Annotated in this window: 14 protein-coding genes; 5 read left to right on the plus strand and 9 right to left on the minus strand. The window is 78.5% G+C overall.

What is annotated here, in order from left to right:
* Positions 1-8: 8 nt before the first annotated feature.
* The 5 genes from ACFY07_RS03350 to ACFY07_RS03370 form a co-directional block, all read right to left on the minus strand.
* Positions 9-1502, minus strand: coding sequence for a phytoene desaturase family protein (locus tag ACFY07_RS03350; RefSeq protein ID WP_390867154.1), 1494 nt, complete (start codon positions 1500-1502; stop codon positions 9-11).
* Between the two features lie 11 nt (positions 1503-1513).
* Positions 1514-2140: a DUF4126 domain-containing protein gene (locus ACFY07_RS03355; protein ID WP_390867155.1), complete on the minus strand. Its 627-nt coding sequence runs from the start codon at positions 2138-2140 to the stop codon at positions 1514-1516.
* A 480-nt stretch (positions 2141-2620) separates the two neighbouring features.
* Positions 2621-3211, minus strand: a complete 591-nt coding sequence (locus tag ACFY07_RS03360) for a TetR/AcrR family transcriptional regulator (protein WP_390867156.1) — start codon at positions 3209-3211, stop codon at positions 2621-2623.
* Positions 3212-3258: 47 nt separating this feature from the next.
* The gene (locus ACFY07_RS03365) at positions 3259-5529 is read right to left on the minus strand and encodes a YhgE/Pip family protein (RefSeq protein WP_390867157.1); all 2271 of its coding nucleotides are present in this window, start codon (positions 5527-5529) and stop codon (positions 3259-3261) included.
* Positions 5516-6403 (minus strand): ATP-binding cassette domain-containing protein, encoded by an 888-nt coding sequence (locus ACFY07_RS03370; RefSeq protein ID WP_390867158.1) that lies wholly within the window; start codon positions 6401-6403, stop codon positions 5516-5518. Before ACFY07_RS03370 ends, ACFY07_RS03365 begins: the two co-directional genes overlap by 14 nt.
* Before the next feature lie 311 nt (positions 6404-6714).
* Between ACFY07_RS03370 and ACFY07_RS03375 the strand changes: the two genes are divergently transcribed.
* The 4 genes from ACFY07_RS03375 to ACFY07_RS03390 all read left to right on the plus strand — a co-directional run bounded on the left by ACFY07_RS03375 (position 6715) and on the right by ACFY07_RS03390 (position 9753).
* Complete coding sequence (locus ACFY07_RS03375; protein ID WP_390867159.1) at positions 6715-7062, plus strand: DUF6504 family protein; 348 nt, start codon at positions 6715-6717, stop codon at positions 7060-7062.
* A 213-nt stretch (positions 7063-7275) separates the two neighbouring features.
* On the plus strand, positions 7276-7788 hold the full coding sequence (locus ACFY07_RS03380) for an SAV_6107 family HEPN domain-containing protein (protein WP_390867402.1): 513 nt from the start codon (positions 7276-7278) through the stop codon (positions 7786-7788).
* Positions 7789-8019: 231 nt separating this feature from the next.
* Positions 8020-8772 (plus strand): methyltransferase domain-containing protein, encoded by a 753-nt coding sequence (locus ACFY07_RS03385; protein ID WP_230648213.1) that lies wholly within the window; start codon positions 8020-8022, stop codon positions 8770-8772.
* 594 nt (positions 8773-9366) lie between these two features.
* Positions 9367-9753: a DUF3040 domain-containing protein gene (locus ACFY07_RS03390; protein WP_230648212.1), complete on the plus strand. Its 387-nt coding sequence runs from the start codon at positions 9367-9369 to the stop codon at positions 9751-9753.
* A gap of 466 nt (positions 9754-10219) precedes the next feature.
* Here the strand turns inward: ACFY07_RS03390 and ACFY07_RS03395 are convergent, their stop codons facing one another.
* The 4 genes from ACFY07_RS03395 to ACFY07_RS03410 form a co-directional block, all read right to left on the minus strand.
* Positions 10220-12652, minus strand: coding sequence for a transglutaminaseTgpA domain-containing protein (locus ACFY07_RS03395; RefSeq protein WP_390867160.1), 2433 nt, complete (start codon positions 12650-12652; stop codon positions 10220-10222).
* Positions 12649-14118, minus strand: coding sequence for a DUF58 domain-containing protein (locus ACFY07_RS03400; RefSeq protein ID WP_390867161.1), 1470 nt, complete (start codon positions 14116-14118; stop codon positions 12649-12651). Before ACFY07_RS03400 ends, ACFY07_RS03395 begins: the two co-directional genes overlap by 4 nt.
* Position 14119: 1 nt before the next feature.
* Positions 14120-15121 (minus strand): MoxR family ATPase, encoded by a 1002-nt coding sequence (locus tag ACFY07_RS03405; protein ID WP_230648369.1) that lies wholly within the window; start codon positions 15119-15121, stop codon positions 14120-14122.
* Between the two features lie 433 nt (positions 15122-15554).
* A complete protein-coding gene (locus ACFY07_RS03410; protein WP_390867162.1) occupies positions 15555-16049 on the minus strand; it encodes a CAP domain-containing protein in 495 nt (164 codons plus the stop codon).
* A gap of 724 nt (positions 16050-16773) precedes the next feature.
* On the opposite strand from ACFY07_RS03410, the gene rsmH reads away from it, so the two are divergent.
* The gene (gene rsmH / locus ACFY07_RS03415; protein ID WP_390867163.1) at positions 16774-17796 is read left to right on the plus strand and encodes a 16S rRNA (cytosine(1402)-N(4))-methyltransferase RsmH; all 1023 of its coding nucleotides are present in this window, start codon (positions 16774-16776) and stop codon (positions 17794-17796) included.
* Positions 17797-17829 lie beyond the last annotated feature (33 nt).

The raw sequence follows: 17829 nt of genomic DNA on the forward strand, positions 1-17829 counted from the left end.
CGCCGCCCTCAGGGCGTGCCGGCCAGCGCGGCCGTCACCGCCGCCGACATCCCCGCCCGCGGCAGCCCGCCGCCGGGGTGGGCCGAGCCGCCCGCCAGGAGCAGGCCCGGCAGCGGGGAGCGGTTCGCCGGCGCCAGGAAGGCGCCGCCCGCCCCCGCCAGCGACGGCGCGGGCACCGAGCCGCCCGGGGCGCCGGTCTCCCGCTCGGTGTCCGCGGGGGTGCGCACGACCCGCCACAGCACCCGTCCGGTCAGGCCGAGCCCGGCCGCGTCCACGTGGGCGAGCACCCGGTCGGCGTACGCGTCGGCCAGGCCCGGGGCCGTCCAGTCCACCGGCCCGTGCCGGGGCACCGTCACCGTCAGCACGGCGGCCTCGTGGGCGCCGTCCGGCACCTGCGCCCGGTCGCCGGGCCGCAACACCTGCACGGTGGGCCGGTCGCAGGGCCGCGGCGAGGCGGAGAAGAGGGCGTCGAGCTCGTCGGCGGGGTCGGCGGCGTGCACGACCGTGCGGTGGACGGTCCCCTCCGGGCGGGCGCCGCGCAGCGCCAGCAGCACCGTGAGGCGGCCCGGCGCGGGGGCCGGCACCGGCGGCCACGCGTCCTGCCGCTCCCACGGCACCAGGTGCTGCCCGTACAGCGCCCGCACGTCGATCGCGGAGACCACCAGGTCGGCGTCGATGCGGCTGCCGTCGGAGAGCTCCACGCCCGCCGCCCGGCCGTCCTCCACCACCACCTCGGAGACCGGCGCGTGGTACAGGAACTCCACCCGCCGCTGCTCGCAGCGCGCGTGCACCGCGTCGGCCAGGGCCCGCAGGCCGCCGCCGACCCGCCACACGCCGAAGGTCTGCTCCATGTAGGGCACCACGGTGGTGCTCGCGGGCGCCCGGCGCGGGTCCAGGCCGTGGCGCAGCGCGTACTCGCCCAGCAGCGCGGCGGGCCCCGGCTGCCCGCCGAGCTCGTGGCGGGCCACGTCGGCGAGCGTCCACGGGCCGCGGCGCAGCCGGGCCAGGCCGCGCCGCACGGCGGGGTAGGGGTCGGCGTGCAGCGGGCGGGGGTCGTCGGCGAGCGGCTCCTCCAGCAGGGGGCGGCGGGTGGCCTCCCAGACCTGCCGGCCGCGGTCCATGACCGCGCCCCACCGCTCGCCCGCCCCGGCGCCGAACGCGCCGTCCAGCGCCCGCACCACCCCGGCGCGGGAGGCGTTGGGCAGCAGCACCTCGGTGCCGTCGGGCAGCAGGTGGCGGCTCTCCGGGTCGACCGGGGCGAGGTCCACCAGGTCCTCCAGCCGCTCCCGGCCGGTCTTCAGCGCCAGGTCGCGGTAGACGGCGGGCAGGGCGAGCAGCGCCGGGCCGGTGTCGAAGGCGAAGCCGTCCCGCGCGTACCGGCCGACCATGCCGCCGTAGGTGCCGGACGCCTCGCAGACCAGCACCCGGTGGCCCACCGTGGCCAGCCGCGCCGCAGCCGCCAGACCTCCCATACCCGCACCGATGACCACGATCCTCGCCATGGAGGAGGATCCTAACGGCGCCCCGCGGCCGGCTGCGCCGCGCCCGCGGCGGCGGCCCGCAGCGCCCTGCGCTCGCGGCGCCGCTCCAGGAAGCGGCGGATGCGGGAGACGGCGAACCAGACCAGCAGCAGCCCGGCCAGCAGCAGCGCGCCCGCGATCGAGGCGGCCGCCACGGGGTGGAAGACCGCGAGGGTCACGATCCCGGCGACGGAGAGGTCCTCCGCGGTGCTGACGACGATGTTGCTGGCGGGCTCGGGCGAGGTGTTCACCGCCATCCGCAGCGACGCCTTGGTGAGGTGGCTGAGCAGGGCGGTGGTGCCGCCCACCGCGCCGGCCGCGACCTCGCCCAGCGAGCCGTCGGCGTGACCGGCCATCAGGGCGCCGACGGTGGCGCCCGCCACCGGGCGGACCACCGTGTGGACGGCGTCCCACGCGGAGTCCACGTACGGGATCTTGTCGGCCACCGCCTCGAACAGGAAGAGCACGCCGGCCGCGACCAGCACGTCCGTGCGCTCCAGGGCGGGCGGCACCGAGTCCGCGCCGCCGAACCGGCCGAAGAGGCCGAGCAGCAGCACCACCGCGTAGGCGTTGATGCCGCTCGCCCAGCCGCTGGTGAAGATCATCGGGACGATCGACACGTCCGCCTCCCTCGTTCCCGGCGGTCCCGGGGCCCCTCCACAGGGTAGGGGAGGGGACGTCCGCACCGCGGCGGCCGGTTCCGCCCGGCCCGGCGTCCGGGGAACCTGAGTACGCGTACTCAGAGGTACTCGCCCGCGGTTCTGAGTACCTGTGCGGATGCCGTCCGACCTGCGCGGACGGCAGAGTGTGGGGACCGGGACGGCGGGCCGCGAGGCGCCGCCGGCCCGGGCGCGACGGACGGTGCCCGGCGGGTACGGGGGCCGGCGGGGAGCACGGGCCACGGGGGACACGGGGCCCGTGCTCCCCCCGGGACCGGCCGGGCACGGCCGTCGCGGGGGAGCCGGCCGCGGGTCCCGCACCGCCGACACGGGGCGGCGGAGCGGGACCCGGGGGGCGGCGCGGGGAGGCCGGCCCGGGGGACGCCGGGACGGCCCGCCCCGCGGCCCCGCGAACGCGCCCCGGGCCGCCCCCGGCCGCCCTCAGCCGCGGATGCGGCCCCGCAGCAGCCGCACCAGGGCCGCGTGCACGTCGTCCACGCTGCGCTCCGGCTGGAAGGCCAGCCAGTCGAGCGCCACCACCAGCACCATCCCGAAGAGCGCGGAGGCGGTCAGCCGGGTGTCCAGGTCCGCCGCCAGCGCGCCCTGCCGCACGGCCTCGTCCAGCACCCCGGACACCACCGACACCGCCTCGTCCCGCAGCAGCCGCAGCGTGTCGTGCCAGGCGCGGTTGGTCCGCCACGTCTCCGCGACGAAGAGCTGCGCGAAGGACGGGTAGGCGGCGATGAACTCCAGCCCGGCCCGCACCATCGCCTCCAGGCCCTCCAGCGGCGGCCGGTCCGCCGCCGCCCGCCGCAGCGCGTCGGTCAGCAGCCCCACGCCGTGCCGCAGCAGCCCCTCGAACAGCTCGGTCTTGCTGCCGAAGTTGTAGTAGACGGTGCCCTTGGCGACCCCGGCGCGGTCCGCGATCTCCTCCACGGTCGTCCCCGAGAAGCCCTGCTCGGCGATCAGGGTCACCGCCGCCTCGTACAGCTTCTGCCGGGTCGCGTCGCGCCGCGTGCTGCTGGTGCTCATGGCGCCATTCTCGCCGCCGGCGGGCCGCGCGGCCGCCACGGCCGCCGTCACAGCGCCAGCTCCGGGTGGAGGCGGGACACCGACCACACCTGGCGGCGGCGGGCGGTGAGCGCGGTGAGGACGAGCGCCGCGGCCCAGAAGGCGGCCAGCACCGCGCAGCCCGTCCACACCGGTGCCAGGCCGCCGCCGCTGATCAGCCGTCGCAGCCCCTGCACCACATATGTCATGGGCAGGAAGGGGTGCACGGCGCCGAAGAACCCGGGGCTGGTCTCCACCGGGTAGGTGCCGCCGGCCGAGGTGAGCTGGAGCATCAGCAGGGCCAGGGCGAGCAGCCGCCCCGCCGGGCCGAAGCGGGCGTTCAGCCACTGCATCAGCGCGGTGAAGCAGAGCACGGTGAGGACCAGGTAGGCGGCCACCCCGGCGCCCCGCTCCATCTGCAGGCCGACGCCCCAGTGCAGCACCGCCAGCAGCGCCCCGGCCTGGAGCACGCCGATCCCGGCGGCGGGCAGCCAGCCGGCCGCCGCCACCCGCCAGGAGGGCGCGTTGGCGGCGAGCGCCCGGGGGCTGAGCGGCCGCAGCAGCATGTACGCGACCATGGCGCCGACCCAGAGGGCGAGCGGGATGAAGTAGGGCGCGAAGCCGGTGCCGTAGTTGGGCGCCCGGTGCAGCTCGTTCCTCGCCAGCTGCACCGGGTCGCTCATCGCCGCGGCGCGGGCGTCCCGCTGCGCCCGGTCGTGGTCGGGGATTTTCGCGGCGCCGTCGTGGAGGCCGTCCGCCAGGGTGCCGGCGCCGTCCGTGAGCCGCCCGAGCCCGGAGTCGAGCCGGTCGGCGCCGTCGGCGAGGGCCCCCAGCCCGGAGTCGAGGCTCCGGGCGCCGTCGGAGAGCCGGTACAGGCCGCCGCTGAGCGACCGGGCGCCGTCGGCGAGCCGGCCGAGGCCGGAGTCCAGGGCGCGGGCGCCGCCGAGGGCCCGGCCTGTGCCGTCGCTGAGCTCGGCGGATCCGGCGGCGAGCCGGTGCACGCCCGCGTTCAGGCGGTGGACGTCGGCGACCGCCCGGTCGACGTCGCGGGCGAGGCCGGGCCGGGAGAGCTGCCGGGCGAGCCGCTCGACCCGGGCTGCGTCCGCCGCCAGGCCGTCGAGCCGCGGGCCCGCCCGCCGCACGGCCGCGTCGACCCGCTCGGCGGCGTCCACCACCTGGCGGGCGGCCCGGTCGGCCCGCCCCAGGGCGGCGCAGTCGGCCGCCGCACCGGAGGGGCCCGGGGACGCGGCGGGGGAGCCGCCGGGGCACTGCGCGGCGTACACGGCGTTCATCCGGGCGGCGGCCGACCGTGCGTCGGCGAGCGCCGCGGCGGAGGCGGCGGGCAGCCGCCCCAGGTCGGCGGAGATCGCGTGCGCGGCGTCGGCGACCAGCCGGGCCGAGGCGGCGATCTCCTCCGGGTGGCCGTGGAGCAGCGGCGAGACGTCCGCGGCGAGCGGGTCGACCGCGTCGGCGAGGCGCTGGGTGCCGGCGGCGGCCTCGCGGCTGCCCGCGGCGAGCTGCGCCGCGCCGCGGTCGAGGCCGGACAGTCCGTCGGCGAGGGCGCTGCTGCCCTTCCGTGCCCGGGCGAGGCCGTCGGCGAGCGCGCCCGCTCCCTGCTGCGCCCGGTCCGCGCCGGAGGCGAGCGCCCCGGCGCCGCTCTCGGCCCGGTCGGCGCCGTCGGCCAGTTCGCCCGCCCCCCGGTGGGCCCGGTCGGCGCCGGAGCGGACCCGGTCGGCGCCCCCGGCCGCCTGCGCCGTCCGGTCGTGCAGGTCGGAGAAGGCGACGAAGATCCGGTCGTAGAAGCCTGCGGACGCCTTCGCGGAGGCCGCGGCGCGGACCTCGGTGAAGACGGAGCGGGAGATCTGGCCGACGATGTAGTTGTTCGCGTCGTCCGTGCGCACCTGCAGGGCGCCGCGCTCGGGGTGGTCGCTGTCGCTGGAGCCGATGTTCCGGCTGAAGTCCTGCGGGACCGTCAGGGACAGGTAGTACGTCCCGGAGGCGAGGCCCGCCGCGGCCTCCTGCGGGGTGGTCTCCCGCCAGTCGAAGACGCGGCGCCGCTCCAGCTCCCCGGCCAGTTGCCGGCCCGCGTCGATCCGGGTGCCGTGGACGGTGGCGGGCCGGTCCTGGACGACCAGGGCGACGGGCAGCCGGTCCAGGCGTCCGTACGGGTCCCAGAACGACCAGAGGTACAGGGCGCCGTAGAGCAGGGGGAGCAGCAGCAGGGCCGCCATCGCGGCCCGGGGGAGGCGCCCGCGGGCGAACCTCCGCAGCTCCAGGCGGGCCAGGCTAAACGCGCGCATCCGCGGCTTCCCCCTCGTTCTCGTCGTCGTCCCGGCGGTCCTCGCCGCCGGTGCTGCCGGTGCTGCCGGTGCCGTCGCCGCTGCGACCGCCGTGGCCCCCGCGGTCCCCGCCGCCCGCCGGACGGCCGTCGTCCCCCGGACGGCCGTCGTCGCCCGGACGGTCCTGCGGAGCGTCCGGGGCGTCGTCGGCGGGGCCGCCCGGCAGGCGCACCACCAGGCCGGCCAGGCCGCCGGCCGCGACGGCGTCGGCGGTGGCGGCCAGGACGGTGACCCCGTCCGCGGCGACGGAGCGGAGCAGCCGCCAGACGGCCTCGCGGTCCCCGGCGTGCAGCCGGTCGTCGGTGTCGTCCACGCACAGCAGCCGGGGCCGGCCGGCCAGGGCGAGGCCGACGGTCAGCCGCAGCAGCTGCAGGGCGTCGAGGTCGCGGACGGGGGTGCGCGCACCGTGCGGCAGCCCGTCCACGGCCAGTCCCGCCCGGGCCAGGGCGTCGGACACCTGCCGGTCGCGGCCGCGGCCCAGCAGGGAGAGGACCGGCGCGTGCAGCAGCCGCCGCTCGCGCAGGTGCTCGCCCACGGTGAGCGCCGGGTCCGGCTGGTTGACGCCGGGCATGTGCCCGAGGGCCGCGATCCGCCGCACCCGCGCCGCCTGCCGGGGCAGCTCCAGCCCGTCCACGGCGGCCTCGCCGCCGGTGGGGCGCATGCGCCCGGCCAGGGTGAGCAGGAGCGAGGTGCGGCCGGAGCCGGCGGGCCCCTCGACGGCGGCCAGGGTGCCGGGCCCGGCGGCGAGGTCCACGTCCCGGTACACCCAGCCGCGCGGACCGCGCAGGGACAGGGCCCGCGCCGTGACGGCCGCGCCCGATCCGGGGTCGGTCATCTGTCGTTCCCCCTTTTGCACTGACTGGTCAGTTCAAATACTAGCCCGGGTCCGTCCGGCCCGTGTGCGCCCCCGGTGTGAGCTCCCGCACCCCTCGCGCTCCGGCCGGATTGTCAGTGGCGGCGTCCACCATGGGACGTGCGGGCCGTTCGGGCCCGCACGGCGGGCGGAGGGGGTGGCGTTGACGTGGTGTCCGACCACGGGGTTACCTTGAAGGCGTTCGAACGGGTTTTCGACCGGGGGTGCGGGGCGTTCCCGGGCGGCGCACCCGCGGCCCGGACCGTCGGCACGAGGAACAGCCAGGAGGCACCATGACCAGGCGTCACCCGGACCCCGTCGAGGTCCGGGGCACCGGCGACAGACCCACCCACTTCCTCTGGCGCGACCGGGTCTACGCGGTCCGCGAGGTGCTCGGCCACTGGCGGGAGGGCGCGCCCCGGCCGGAGGGCGCCCGGCGGTCCGCCGCGCCCGCCACCGGCCGCTCCCGGCCGGTGGCCGAGGCGCCCCCGCCCGCGGCGGCGGGCCGCATCCGCGCCGAGCGGGCCGGGCGCGAGGTGTGGCGGGTCGAGGCGAGCCCCGGCCGGGCCTTCGCCGCCGGGGTCTACGACCTCAGCCTCGACCCCGCCGGCCGATGGACCCTCACCCGGACCGCCGACTGAAGGGGGTTGGAGCAGATGGCGACCACCGGCGGCGACGCCCGTGTCATCCGCCTGGGCGGCGGACCCGTCCAGGGCACCCTGCCCGTCCAGCAGGCCCAGGCCGCGGGGCCGGGCCCGCTCGGCGGACCGGCCGGGCACCCGTGGGGCGGGCCCGGCGGCGGGCCGGCCGGCCACCGCGGCTCCCCCTACCGCCCGCCCTCCGACGTCCACCCCGTGCTGCGCCGCGCCGCCGCGCCGCCCGCCGCCCTCGACCTGCTCGCGCACGCCCACCGCACGCTCGACGGGGCCCGCTCCCTGGAGGACCCGCTGGAGCGCTACGCCGCCGCCCACCTCGCGGCGCTGCGGACCTCCGCCGCCGTCCTGGCCGTGCGGGGCCGTCCGGAGAAGAGCCCCCGGAGGCGCAAGGCCATCCGCAGCGCCTGGGACGTCCTCCCCGAGGTCGCCCCCGAACTCGCGGAGTGGGCGGTGTACTTCGCCGCGGGCGCGCGCCGCCGCGCCGCCGCCGAGGCGGGCATCCAGGGGGCCGCCACCCTGCGCGACGCCGACGACCTGGTCCGCAACACCGCGCTCTTCCTGCGGATCGTCGAGCGGCTGCTCTCCCTGCGGCCGGACCTCGACCCGACCCTCCCGCTCGGCGACGCGGGTGCCCCCGGTGACGCGGGCGACCCGGACGCCCGCGGCGGGGCGGGGGACGACCCGGCGCCGCCGATGCCCCGGACCGGCTGAACGGGCGCCCCCGAGCCCGACCCCCTGACTCGATCCCCCCTGACCCGACCCCCCTGACCCGACCCCCCTGGCCGCACGGCTCCTGACGGGACGTCCCGGCGCCGGGCGGGCTGCCGACCTGCCGCCCGCCGGGGTCCCGGCCGTCGGGCCGCGCCGGTGCGCCGCGCCCCGGGTCCACGCTCTAAGGTGGTCCCGTCCGGTCCCGTCCCGCCGTGCCCGAGGAGTCCCTCCGTGTACCCGACGCGTCCCCGCAGCTCCCTGCGCACCGCCGTGGTCTGGGAGGTGCTCAGCGAGGCCCTCGACCGCCGGGCCGCGGAGCAGGACCGGCCGGTGCTCGACGTCCTGGACACCGGCGGCGGCACCGGCAACTTCGCCGTGCCCGTCGCCCGCCTCGGCCACCGCGTCACCGTGGTCGACCCGAGCCCCGACGCCCTGTTCGCCCTGGAGCGCCGCGCCGCCGAGGCGGGCGTCACCGACCTGGTCCGCGCCGTGCAGGGCGACACCCAGACCCTGGCCGACCTGGTCGAGCCCGGCAGCGTCGACGCGGTGCTCTGCCACGGCGTCCTGGAGGTCGTGGACGACCCGGCCGACGCGCTGTCCGGCCTCGCGGCGGTCCTGCGCAAGGGCGGCCTGGCCAGTCTGCTCGCCGCCAACCGGGACGGGGCCGTCCTCGCCCGCGCCCTGGCGGGCCACTTCGCGGAGGCGCGCCACGCGCTGGAGGACGAGACGGGCCGCTGGGGCGCCGGCGACCCCGTGCCGCGCCGCTTCACCGCCGACGAGCTCCGGGGCCTGGCCGGCGGCGCGGGGCTGCACGTGCTCGCGGTGCACGGCATCCGGGTCTTCGCGGACCTGGTCCCCGGCGTGCTGGTGGACAGCGAGCCCGGCGCCCTGGAGTCGCTGCTCAGGCTGGAGGAGGCCGCCGCCCGGCAGCCCGCCTTCCACGCGGTCGCCACCCAGCTCCACCTCCTCGCCGAGCTCGCCTGACCCCCCTCCGCCCGACCCTCGCGCCCGCCGGGCGGCCCCGCGCCACCGCCCGGGACGCCCCGCGTCTTCCGCCCCGCGCCACCGCCCGGGACGCCCCGCGTCTTCCGCCCCGCGCCACCGCCCGGGACGCCCCGCGTCTTCCGCCCCGCGCCACCGGCCTGGCCGCCCCCGCTCCGGCCGTCCGCCGGACCGCGTCCGCCCGTGTCCGTCCGCCCTCCGGCGCGGCTGCGCGGGGCGGCCGCCGGACCCGCCGGACGGACCGGCGGGCACTCCCCGCCCCCTTCCGCCGTTGGAGGGACGGCGGGTCGCCGCCCGGGAGTGGTCCAACGCACCTTCGGGTGACCCCACCACGACAGGGCGCCGAACCGTATGATCTGGGTAAAGCAACGAAGCATGGCAGCCAGGCGCATGGGGCATATGGACCACATCAGGGCCCGGATGGCATGGCGGAGTCGCAACCGTCCGGAACCGCGCTGTGTCCGTCTGCATCGGGCTGGGTTCCGGGGAGTCGCCTCCCTGCCTATCCTGAAGGGACTCGCCACCCCCGCCGGGGTGGCGACGGTCGCCCCCGCGACCGACGAGTAGGAGGACTCCGTGCCGCTCTCGGAGCACGAGCAGCGACTGCTCGAGCAGATGGAGCGAGCGCTGTACGCCGAAGATCCCAAGTTCGCGACAGCGCTTGAGGGAACCGGACTGCGCACCTACACCCGCCGGCGCGTCTACCTGGCCGCCGCCGGGTTCGTGGTCGGGGTCGGCCTCCTGATGGGGGGCATGGTCGCCAAGATCGTGCCGGTCAGTGTGGTCGGCTTCCTGGTCATGCTGGGGTGTGCCGTCCTCGCCGTCACCGGGTGGAGGCGCGCACCGCGCGGACTCGGCGACCGGGGTCCCCGCTCCGCACCTGCCCCGCGCCGCAGGGCCGGGATGATGGACCGCATCGAACAGCGCTGGCAGCGGCGCCGGGACGAGCAGCAGGGCCCCTGAGGGCCGCGCCTCCGGGGCGCGGCGGCACGGGGCGGGCGGCGGGCGGACAGGGGCACTGTCCGCCCGCCGCCCTCGTGCGCGCCGGATCCTCGGCGGCCCGGCCGTGCTCGTCCCCGTCCCCGTCCCCACCCTGGTCCCCGCCGGTGACGGCGCCCTGCCCCTGGTGGCCTGCACCACCACCGGTCCGCACCCCGGCCCGCCCCGCCCCGCCGGAGCGGGGCACGGCCCCCGGGCGGACGGCCCGGCCGCCGCCCGGAGGGGTGGCCCGGGCACCCGTCCGTCCCCGGCCGCGCCCCGTCCGTCCGGCGCCGGCAGCCCGCCCGCCGCCCGGCCGGGGCCGCGGCGGCTGTCCACCCGCGCCTGCTCAGCCGCGCCCGTTCAACGGTGCCCGTCCACCCCGCCGCGTCCACCCCGCCGCGTCCACCCCGCCGCGTCCACCCCGCCGCGCCCGCTCAGCCGCGCCCGCTCAGCCGCGCCCGCCCCGCCGCAGCAGCCCGCCGACCGCGTCCGCGGCCCGCCGCCGCGCCGACCACCAGGCGTCCCGGACCGCGTCCCGCACGGCGGCGTAGCGCCCGGCGACCCGCCACACCATCCGCACCGAGGACGGCGGCAGCACCACCGCCCGCACCCTGGTCCACCTGCCCGCGGCGGCCCGGAGCCCCTCGCTGGCCGCCCGCACGTCGTCGCCCAGCCCGGCCGGCGCCTGCGCGGAGCGCGCGTACAGCGCCCGCTCGGTGGCCAGCGCCACCCGCCCGGCGGCCTCCCGCGGCCCGTCCTCCAGCGGCGCCGCCGCCGCGATCCGTTCCAGGGTGCGGCGCGGGGTCTCCGCACCGTCCGGTGCGATGCCCAGGTCCCAGGCCGAGTCCACCAGCTCCTGCCAGGCGGCGATCACCTGGGCCTCCGTCAGCTCCGGCGGTCCGGACCCGCCCTCCGGCCCGCCCCTGCTCCCCCCGCCGCCGTCCACCGGCCGCAGCCGGATCCGCCGCAGCCTGGTCCGCCACAGCATGGGGACGAGCAGCAGCGCCAGCAGCAGGAGTCCGACCGCGGCACCCGCCAGCACGGCCGCCGTCGGCCACGCCGACCGCTGCGGCGCCGCCTTGGGCACGGCCGTGACCGGCTTGCCGCACTCGCCCGCCCGGCGCTCCTGGACGGTGCAGCCGGGGGTGGTGCTGGGACCGGCCGAGGGCCGGGCCGTCGGCCTGGTCCGCGGCTCCCGGTCGTCGGCGCCCGGCGCGGCGGGCGTCTGCTGCCGGGTGTAGTCGGGCATGGTGCCGCGGCTGGGCGTGGGCTCGAAGCGGATCCAGCCCGCCCCCTCGAAGTACAGCTCGGGCCAGGCGTGGGCGTCCTTGCTGCCCACCGTCCAGCTGCCGTCGGACCGGGGGCTGCCGGAGGTGAAGCCGACGGCCACCCGCGCGGGGATGCCCAGGGTGCGCGCCATCGCCGCCATGGTGGCGGAGAAGTGCACGCAAAAGCCCTCCTTCCGGCGGAGGAAGGAGGTGATGGCGTCGATGCCGGTGCCGGCCCGCACCTCGGTGTTGTACGAGAAGCCGCCGGACTGGGAGAACCAGTCCTGCAGCGCCACCGCCCTGTCGTACGGGGTGTCGGCGTCCTGCGTCACCTGCCGGGCGGTGGTGCGGACCACGTCGGGCAGGTCGGCGGGCAGCGCGAGGTCGCGCTCGGCGATGTCCGCGGGCGGCGCCGCCGCGGCGCGCAGCTGCTCCGGCGTGGGGTCCAGGTCGAGGCTGGTCACCGTGTACGACAGGCCGAGCGTCTTCTGCCCGTTGTCGCCGACCACCGTGCGGCTGTTGGGCTCGAACCGCCACCTGCCCGGCACGTCCACCCGGGAGGCGGGGTACGGCATGGGCAGCCACTCCTGCCTGAGGTGGCTGCCGACGGCGATCCGGGTGGTGACCTCGGTGCGCTCCACCGCGCCGGAGAGCCCCGGGGGGTCGGGCAGCGGCGAGGGGACGTCCTCGACCCGCTGCGGGGAGGGCCGCCACTCGACCCCGTCGAAGTCGTCCGACACCGCCACCCGGATGTACATGCTGCCGGCGTTCTTCGAGGTGGTGGTGTAGCTCAGCTGCTCGATGTTGTCCGGCTGGTTCAGGTCGGACTGGAGGGACACCACCGGGTTGATCGCGGTGATGGTCCCCCCGCCCCTGCCGCCCCCGTGGCCCAGGCGGCTCGCGATCAGGCCCCCGTCCAGGTCCGGGAGGAAGAACGGCACCGCGAGGGCGACCGCCAGCGCCGCCACCCCGGCCCGCCGGCCGCCGCCGGTGAGCGGACCGCCGGAGCCGCTGCCCGCGCCGTGGAAGACCCGGCCCCAGCGGGACATCCGGTCCTGGCCCTCCGCGAACAGCACCGCCAGGTAGCCGCCCGCCGCGAGCAGGAACCAGAGCCACGCGGGCCCCCGGTCGTCCAGGCCGGTGCCCACCGAGTACAGGGCCAGCAGCGGCAGGCCCGCCAGCGCGGCCCGCCGGTAGGTCACCGCCAGCGTGTCGACCGCGACCGCGACCAGGGCCACCGAGCCGACCAGGATCAGCCGCAGGCCGGGGGTGGCCGGCGCGGGCGTGCCGTAGTTGCCGACGTCGTTCACGCCGCCCTGCAGCACCTGGACCAGCCGGCTCACCGAGGCCGGGCCGGGCACCAGCCCGTACACGGCGGCGTCGCGGGCGAAGCCCAGGGCCAGCAGGCACCCCACCGCGGCCACCTGCGCGGCCGGGATCAGCAGGCGGGGCAGCCGCAGCCGCCGCCCGAGGGCGCCGACGCCCGTTGCGGCCGCGGTCAGGAACGCGGCGTGCAGGATCCACCCCGCGGGCTTCACCAGCGGTTCCAGGCAGAAGGACACCAGCATGACGGCCGCCGCCGAGCACAGCGTCAGCCGGGTGCGGCCCGTCACTGCGGACCCCCCTCTCCGTCGGTCCGTGCTCCCTCGGCCCGCGCTGCGGCGGTCCGTGCCGCGTCGGCCCAGGCTCCGTCGGCCCGGGTCCCGTCGGCCCGTGCCCCGGTGCCGGTCCCCTGCGGCGCGCCCCCGGGCGGGCCCTGCACCCCCGACGCCTCCCGCGGCCCCGGCCGGGCGGCGCGGTCGGCCTGCCGCCACAGCGCGGCGGCGGTGTCCCCGGCGGCGGCGCGCAGCACCGTCCAGCCGGCCTCCCGCAGCAGCCGCTCCCCGGTGCCGGCGCCGACGGCGTCCGCGCCGTGCGCCGCGGGGCGCACGGCGGCCCAGGTGGCGGTGTCCAGGAGGAAGGCGACCGCCGCGCCGGCGCGGCGCCGCAGTCTGCCGAGCCGCGCCACCTGCTCCTCGTCGAGCGTCCCCAGGACGGCGACCACCAGGCCCTCGCCGCCGAGCCGCAGCACGTCCTCGGCGCGGGAGAGCCCCCCGCCGTCCGACGCCTGCAGCACGGCCAGGGTGTCCAGGATCAGCCCCGACGTCTCGGAGGCCGCCCCGCCCTCCCCGGCGGTGCCGGGTACCGACAGCCCCGTGTCGGTGAGCAGCCGCACCGCGTACCCCCGCTCCAGCAGGTGCACCGCGACCGAGGCGGCGGTGGCGACGGCCCACTCCAGGGAGGAGGCGGGACCGCTGCCGCGGTGGCCGACGCCGCGGGTGTCCAGCAGGACGGTGGCGCGGGAGCGCAGCGGCTGCTCCTCGCGGCGCACCATCAGCTCCCCGTAGCGCGCGGTGGACTTCCAGTGCACCCGCCGCAGGTCGTCGCCGTGCCGGTAGCCGCGCGGCACCACGTCGTCCTCGCCGGCCAGCGCCACCGCCCGCGACCGGCTGTCGCCGTGGCCGGTCCACTCGCCGGCCAGCCGGACCGGGGGCAGCGGCTCGACCTGCGGCACCACGGTGAGGGTGTCGGCCGCGGTGAAGGCCCGGGCCAGCTCGCACATGCCGAACGGGTCGGACAGCCGCAGCTGCAGCGGCCCGAGCGGGTAGCGGCCGCGCAGGTCGGAGCGGACCCGGTAGGACACCTCGCGGTGGCCGCGCGGCTCCACCCGGTCCAGGACGAAGCGCGGGCGCGGACCGAGGACGTACGGCACCCGGTCCTCCAGCATGAGCAGCCCGGTGGGCACGCGCGAGACGTTGTCGACCCGCAGGTGCACCCGTGCCTCCTGTCCGGCGGGCACCCGGTGCGGGGTGAGGCGGCGGCCGCTGGCGACCCGGTAGCGCGTGCGCAGCAGCAGCACCGCGGAGGCGAGCGGCAGGGCGGCGAGCAGGATGCCGACCCGCAGCAGGGCGCCCTGCCCCAGCAGGTAGGAGCAGAGGACCGCGGTCAGGCCGGCCGCCAGGAAGGAGCGGCCCCGGGTGGTCAGCCCCCGCAGCCCGGTGCGCAGTCCCGACGCCTCCCCCTGGCCCTGGGGGGCCACCTCAGCCCCTCCGCAGCGGCGCGCCCTGGTCCCCGAACGGACGCGGGATCGGCAGCCGCTGCACCATGTCCCGGACGACCTGCTCGGTGGAGCGGCGGCTCAGCTGGGTCTCGGCCGTGGGCAGCAGGCGGTGGGCGAGCACCGGCACCGCCAGCGCCTGCACGTCGTCCGGCAGCACGTAGTCGCGGCCCTCCAGTGCGGCGGCCGCGCGGGCGGCCCGCAGCAGGTGCAGTGTGGCGCGGGGGGAGGCGCCGAGCCGCAGCTCGGGCGAGGTGCGGGTGGCGCCGACCAGCTCGACGGCGTACCGGCGGACCGTGTCGGCGACGTGCACCCCCCGGACCGCCTCGACGAGCTTCAGCACGTCGTGGGCGTGCGCCACCGGCTGCAGGTCGTCCAGCGGCGAGGCGCCGCCGTGGGTGTCCAGCATCGCCAGCTCGGCCTCGGGGCCGGGGTAGCCGATGGAGATGCGGGCCATGAAGCGGTCCCGCTGGGCCTCGGGCAGCGGGTAGGTGCCCTCCATCTCGACCGGGTTCTGGGTGGCGATCACCATGAACGGCGACGGCAGCTCGTAGCTGGTGCCGTCGATGGTGACCTGGCGCTCCTCCATGGACTCCAGCAGCGCCGACTGGGTCTTGGGCGAGGCGCGGTTGATCTCGTCGCCGACGACGATCTGGGCGAAGATCGCGCCGGGGCGGAACTCGAAGTCGCGGCGGTTCTGGTCGAAGACGTTGGTGCCGGTGACGTCGGAGGGCAGCAGGTCCGGGGTGAACTGGATGCGCCGCACGGTGCAGTCCACCGACCGGGCCAGCGCCTTGGCCAGCATCGTCTTGCCGACGCCGGGCACGTCCTCGATCAGCAGGTGGCCCTCGGCCAGCATCACCGTCAGCGCGATCCGCACCGCCTCCGGCTTGCCCTCGATGACGCTCTCCACGGACGACCGCACCCGCTCCACGACGGCCCGGAGCTCGTCCAGCGCCGCGGGCCCGCGCCGGAACTCCGGCACCGGCGCACCCGCCCGGGGGTAGGCGGCGCCGGCCGGTCCCTGACCGTCGAGACCGGCACGCTCGTTGAAGGTCGTCACCCGCTGCTCCTCGGACCCGTCCTGTCGGCCGTTCCTGGTCCAGGGACCGGCCCCTCCACCCCGGATTACGCGCACCCCGGCTGATCGGTTCCAGGGGGACCGGCCGCCCGGCTCCGGGCACGCGGGCAGGCCGCCCCAGGTGGTGCGGGGACCCGGCCTGCCCCACGCATTCTTCCCTGCATCGGTGTCACAAGTCACCCGGCCGGGCGACACGCCCGCTTTGCCCGGGATCGGGAGGGCGCTGCGGACCGGACCGGGGTGGGGCGGGCCGGGGCGGGAGGGCGGAACCGGACGGGGGAGGCGGGGAGGGGGCGCCGCCGGACGGGGCCGTCGCGCGGGGCGCTACCGCGGGGTGCTACCGCGGGGTGCCGAAGTCCTGCGTCCAGTAGTCGCCCGGATCCGCCACCCCGAGGCCCATCTCCCGGTACTCGCAGTCGAGGATGTTCCAGCGGTGCTCGGGGCTGGACATCCACGCCCGCACCACCTCCTCGGCGCTGCCGTAGCCGCGGGCGACGTTCTCGCCCCAGGCCGAGGGGCGGTAGCCGCTGCGCCGGATGCGGTCCACCGGGCCGGAGCCGTCGGATCCCTGGTGCGACATGAGGTGGCGGACGGCCATGTCCCGGCTGTGCTCCCGCGCGGAGGCGTTCAGGCGCTCCTCCAGGACCAGCGACCCGCACCCGGCGCGCCACCGCTCCTCGTTGACCAGGTCCAGCACCCGGTGCGCCGTCTGCCCGGAGAAGACGTGCAGGCCCTCGGCGCGGGCCGCGGCGGGGGCGCCGACCGCCAGCAGGCAGGCGGCCGCGGCGACGGCCGCTCTCGGACGGGGGGCGGTGCTGCGCTGGTTCCGCACGGACGACCTCACTCGGGGCAGGGGGCTGCGGGGCTCACCGGCACCCGATCACCGGTTCCGGGGGCCCTGTCCCGTCGCGGCGCCCCGTGTCACCCGGGGAGGGGACGCTTTGCGGCCGACCGGACGGAGGCGGCTCGCCGGTTCGGCCCAGCCGCCCGCGGGCCGCCCCCGGTGCCGCCCGCCCCGCCCCGGGCCGGCACCGCGCCCGTCCGCGCCCGTCCGCGCCCGTCCGCCGGACCTTCACCCGCCCGGGTGGCCGCCCGGCGCGGGACCGGGTGCGGTGCGCCCCGGCCGCCGCCGCCCCGCTCCCCGCCGACCTGGCCTTTCGCGGTGCGCCGCACGGGTGGTGCGCCGTCGCGGACGATTGACCCCGGCAGGCGGTGGAGTAGAGTGACGGCGGAGCGCCACGGGTCGTCACACGCCGTCAGTCCACCGCGGGACGACGCCCGCCGGCCCCCGCCCCCACCCGCCGGACGCTGCGCCCGGCCTCCTCCCGCTCCGCACCCCCTGGCTCCCCTTCCCCGGCGCCAGGAGGGTCACTTCCCCCAGTGAGCGGGCGGGGACCAGACGCCGCGTCCGCACCCCGCGCGGGCCCCGCCGCGCGCGGCCCCCTCCCGGCCGCCCCCGACCCCGCGCGACCGGGCCGGCGGGCCGTCGTCCACCATGGGACGGCACGGCGCCCCGCCCCGGGGCGACGGCACCACGAGAAGGGCCCCTCCCCGCCATGAGCACCGACGACCCCGCACGCACCGCCGCCGCGGGAGGCCGGGCGACCGGGCAGGAGCAGGGCCCCCGGCACGTCCCGGTGATGCTCGGGCGGTGCCTGGACGTCCTCGCCCCCGCCCTCGCCGAGCCCGGCGCCGTCGTCGTGGACGCCACCCTGGGCCTCGGCGGCCACAGCGAGGCGCTGCTGCGGACCTTCCCCGAGGCCCGGCTGGTCGCGGTGGACCGCGACCCGGCCGCGCTGGAGCTCGCCGGGCGGCGCCTCGCCCCGTACGGGGACCGGGCGTCCCTGGTGCACGCCGTGTACGACGAGATCCCGGCCGTGCTGGAGCGCCTCGGCATCCCCCGCGTCCAGGGCGTCCTCTTCGACCTCGGCGTCTCCTCCATGCAGCTCGACGAGGCCGACCGCGGCTTCGCGTACGCCCAGGACGCCCCGCTGGACATGCGGATGGACCAGTCCCGGGGCCTGAGCGCCGCCGAGGTGCTCAACACCTACAGCCACGGCGAGCTGGCCCGCATCCTCAAGGTGTACGGCGAGGAGCGGTTCGCCAAGAAGATCGCCTCGGTGATCGTCCGCGAGCGGGAGAAGGAGCCGTTCACCACCAGCGCCCGCCTCGTGGACCTGGTGCGGAACGCCATCCCCGCCGCCACCCGCCGCACCGGCGGCAACCCGGCCAAGCGCACCTTCCAGGCGCTGCGCATCGAGGTCAACGGCGAGCTGGCGGTGCTCGACCGGGCGATCCCCGGCGCGCTGGACGCGCTCGCGGTCGGCGGCCGCATCGCCGTCCTCTCGTACCACTCCCTGGAGGACCGCCTCGTCAAGCAGTACCTCGCCGCCGGGGCCACCAGCACCGCGCCGCCCGGCCTGCCGGTCGTCCCGGAGGAGTACCAGCCCTGGCTGAGGCTGCTCACCCGCGGCGCCGAACTGCCGACCGAGGCGGAGATCGAGGAGAACCGGCGCGCCGCCCCGGCCAGGCTGCGCGCGGCGGAGAGGATCAGGGAGCGGAAGGCGGACCGGGGCTAGCGGCCCTGCGGCGGCGCCCGGGGCGTCCGCCGG

The sequence above is a fragment of the Streptomyces sp. NPDC001380 genome, assembly GCF_042895785.1.
Taxonomy (GTDB): Bacteria; Actinomycetota; Actinomycetes; order Streptomycetales; family Streptomycetaceae; genus Peterkaempfera.

Excerpts from the sequence above, each read along its gene's own strand:
- ACFY07_RS03365 (WP_390867157.1), bottom strand. The coding sequence starts at position 5,529 with ATGCGCGCGTTTAGCCTGGCCCGCCTGGAGCTGCGGAGGTTCGCCCGC.
- ACFY07_RS03370 (WP_390867158.1), bottom strand. The coding sequence starts at position 6,403 with ATGACCGACCCCGGATCGGGCGCGGCCGTCACGGCGCGGGCCCTGTCC.
- ACFY07_RS03350 (WP_390867154.1), bottom strand. The coding sequence starts at position 1,502 with ATGGCGAGGATCGTGGTCATCGGTGCGGGTATGGGAGGTCTGGCGGCT.
- rsmH (WP_390867163.1), top strand. The coding sequence starts at position 16,774 with ATGAGCACCGACGACCCCGCACGCACCGCCGCCGCGGGAGGCCGGGCG.
- ACFY07_RS03360 (WP_390867156.1), bottom strand. The coding sequence starts at position 3,211 with ATGAGCACCAGCAGCACGCGGCGCGACGCGACCCGGCAGAAGCTGTAC.
- ACFY07_RS03375 (WP_390867159.1), top strand. The coding sequence starts at position 6,715 with ATGACCAGGCGTCACCCGGACCCCGTCGAGGTCCGGGGCACCGGCGAC.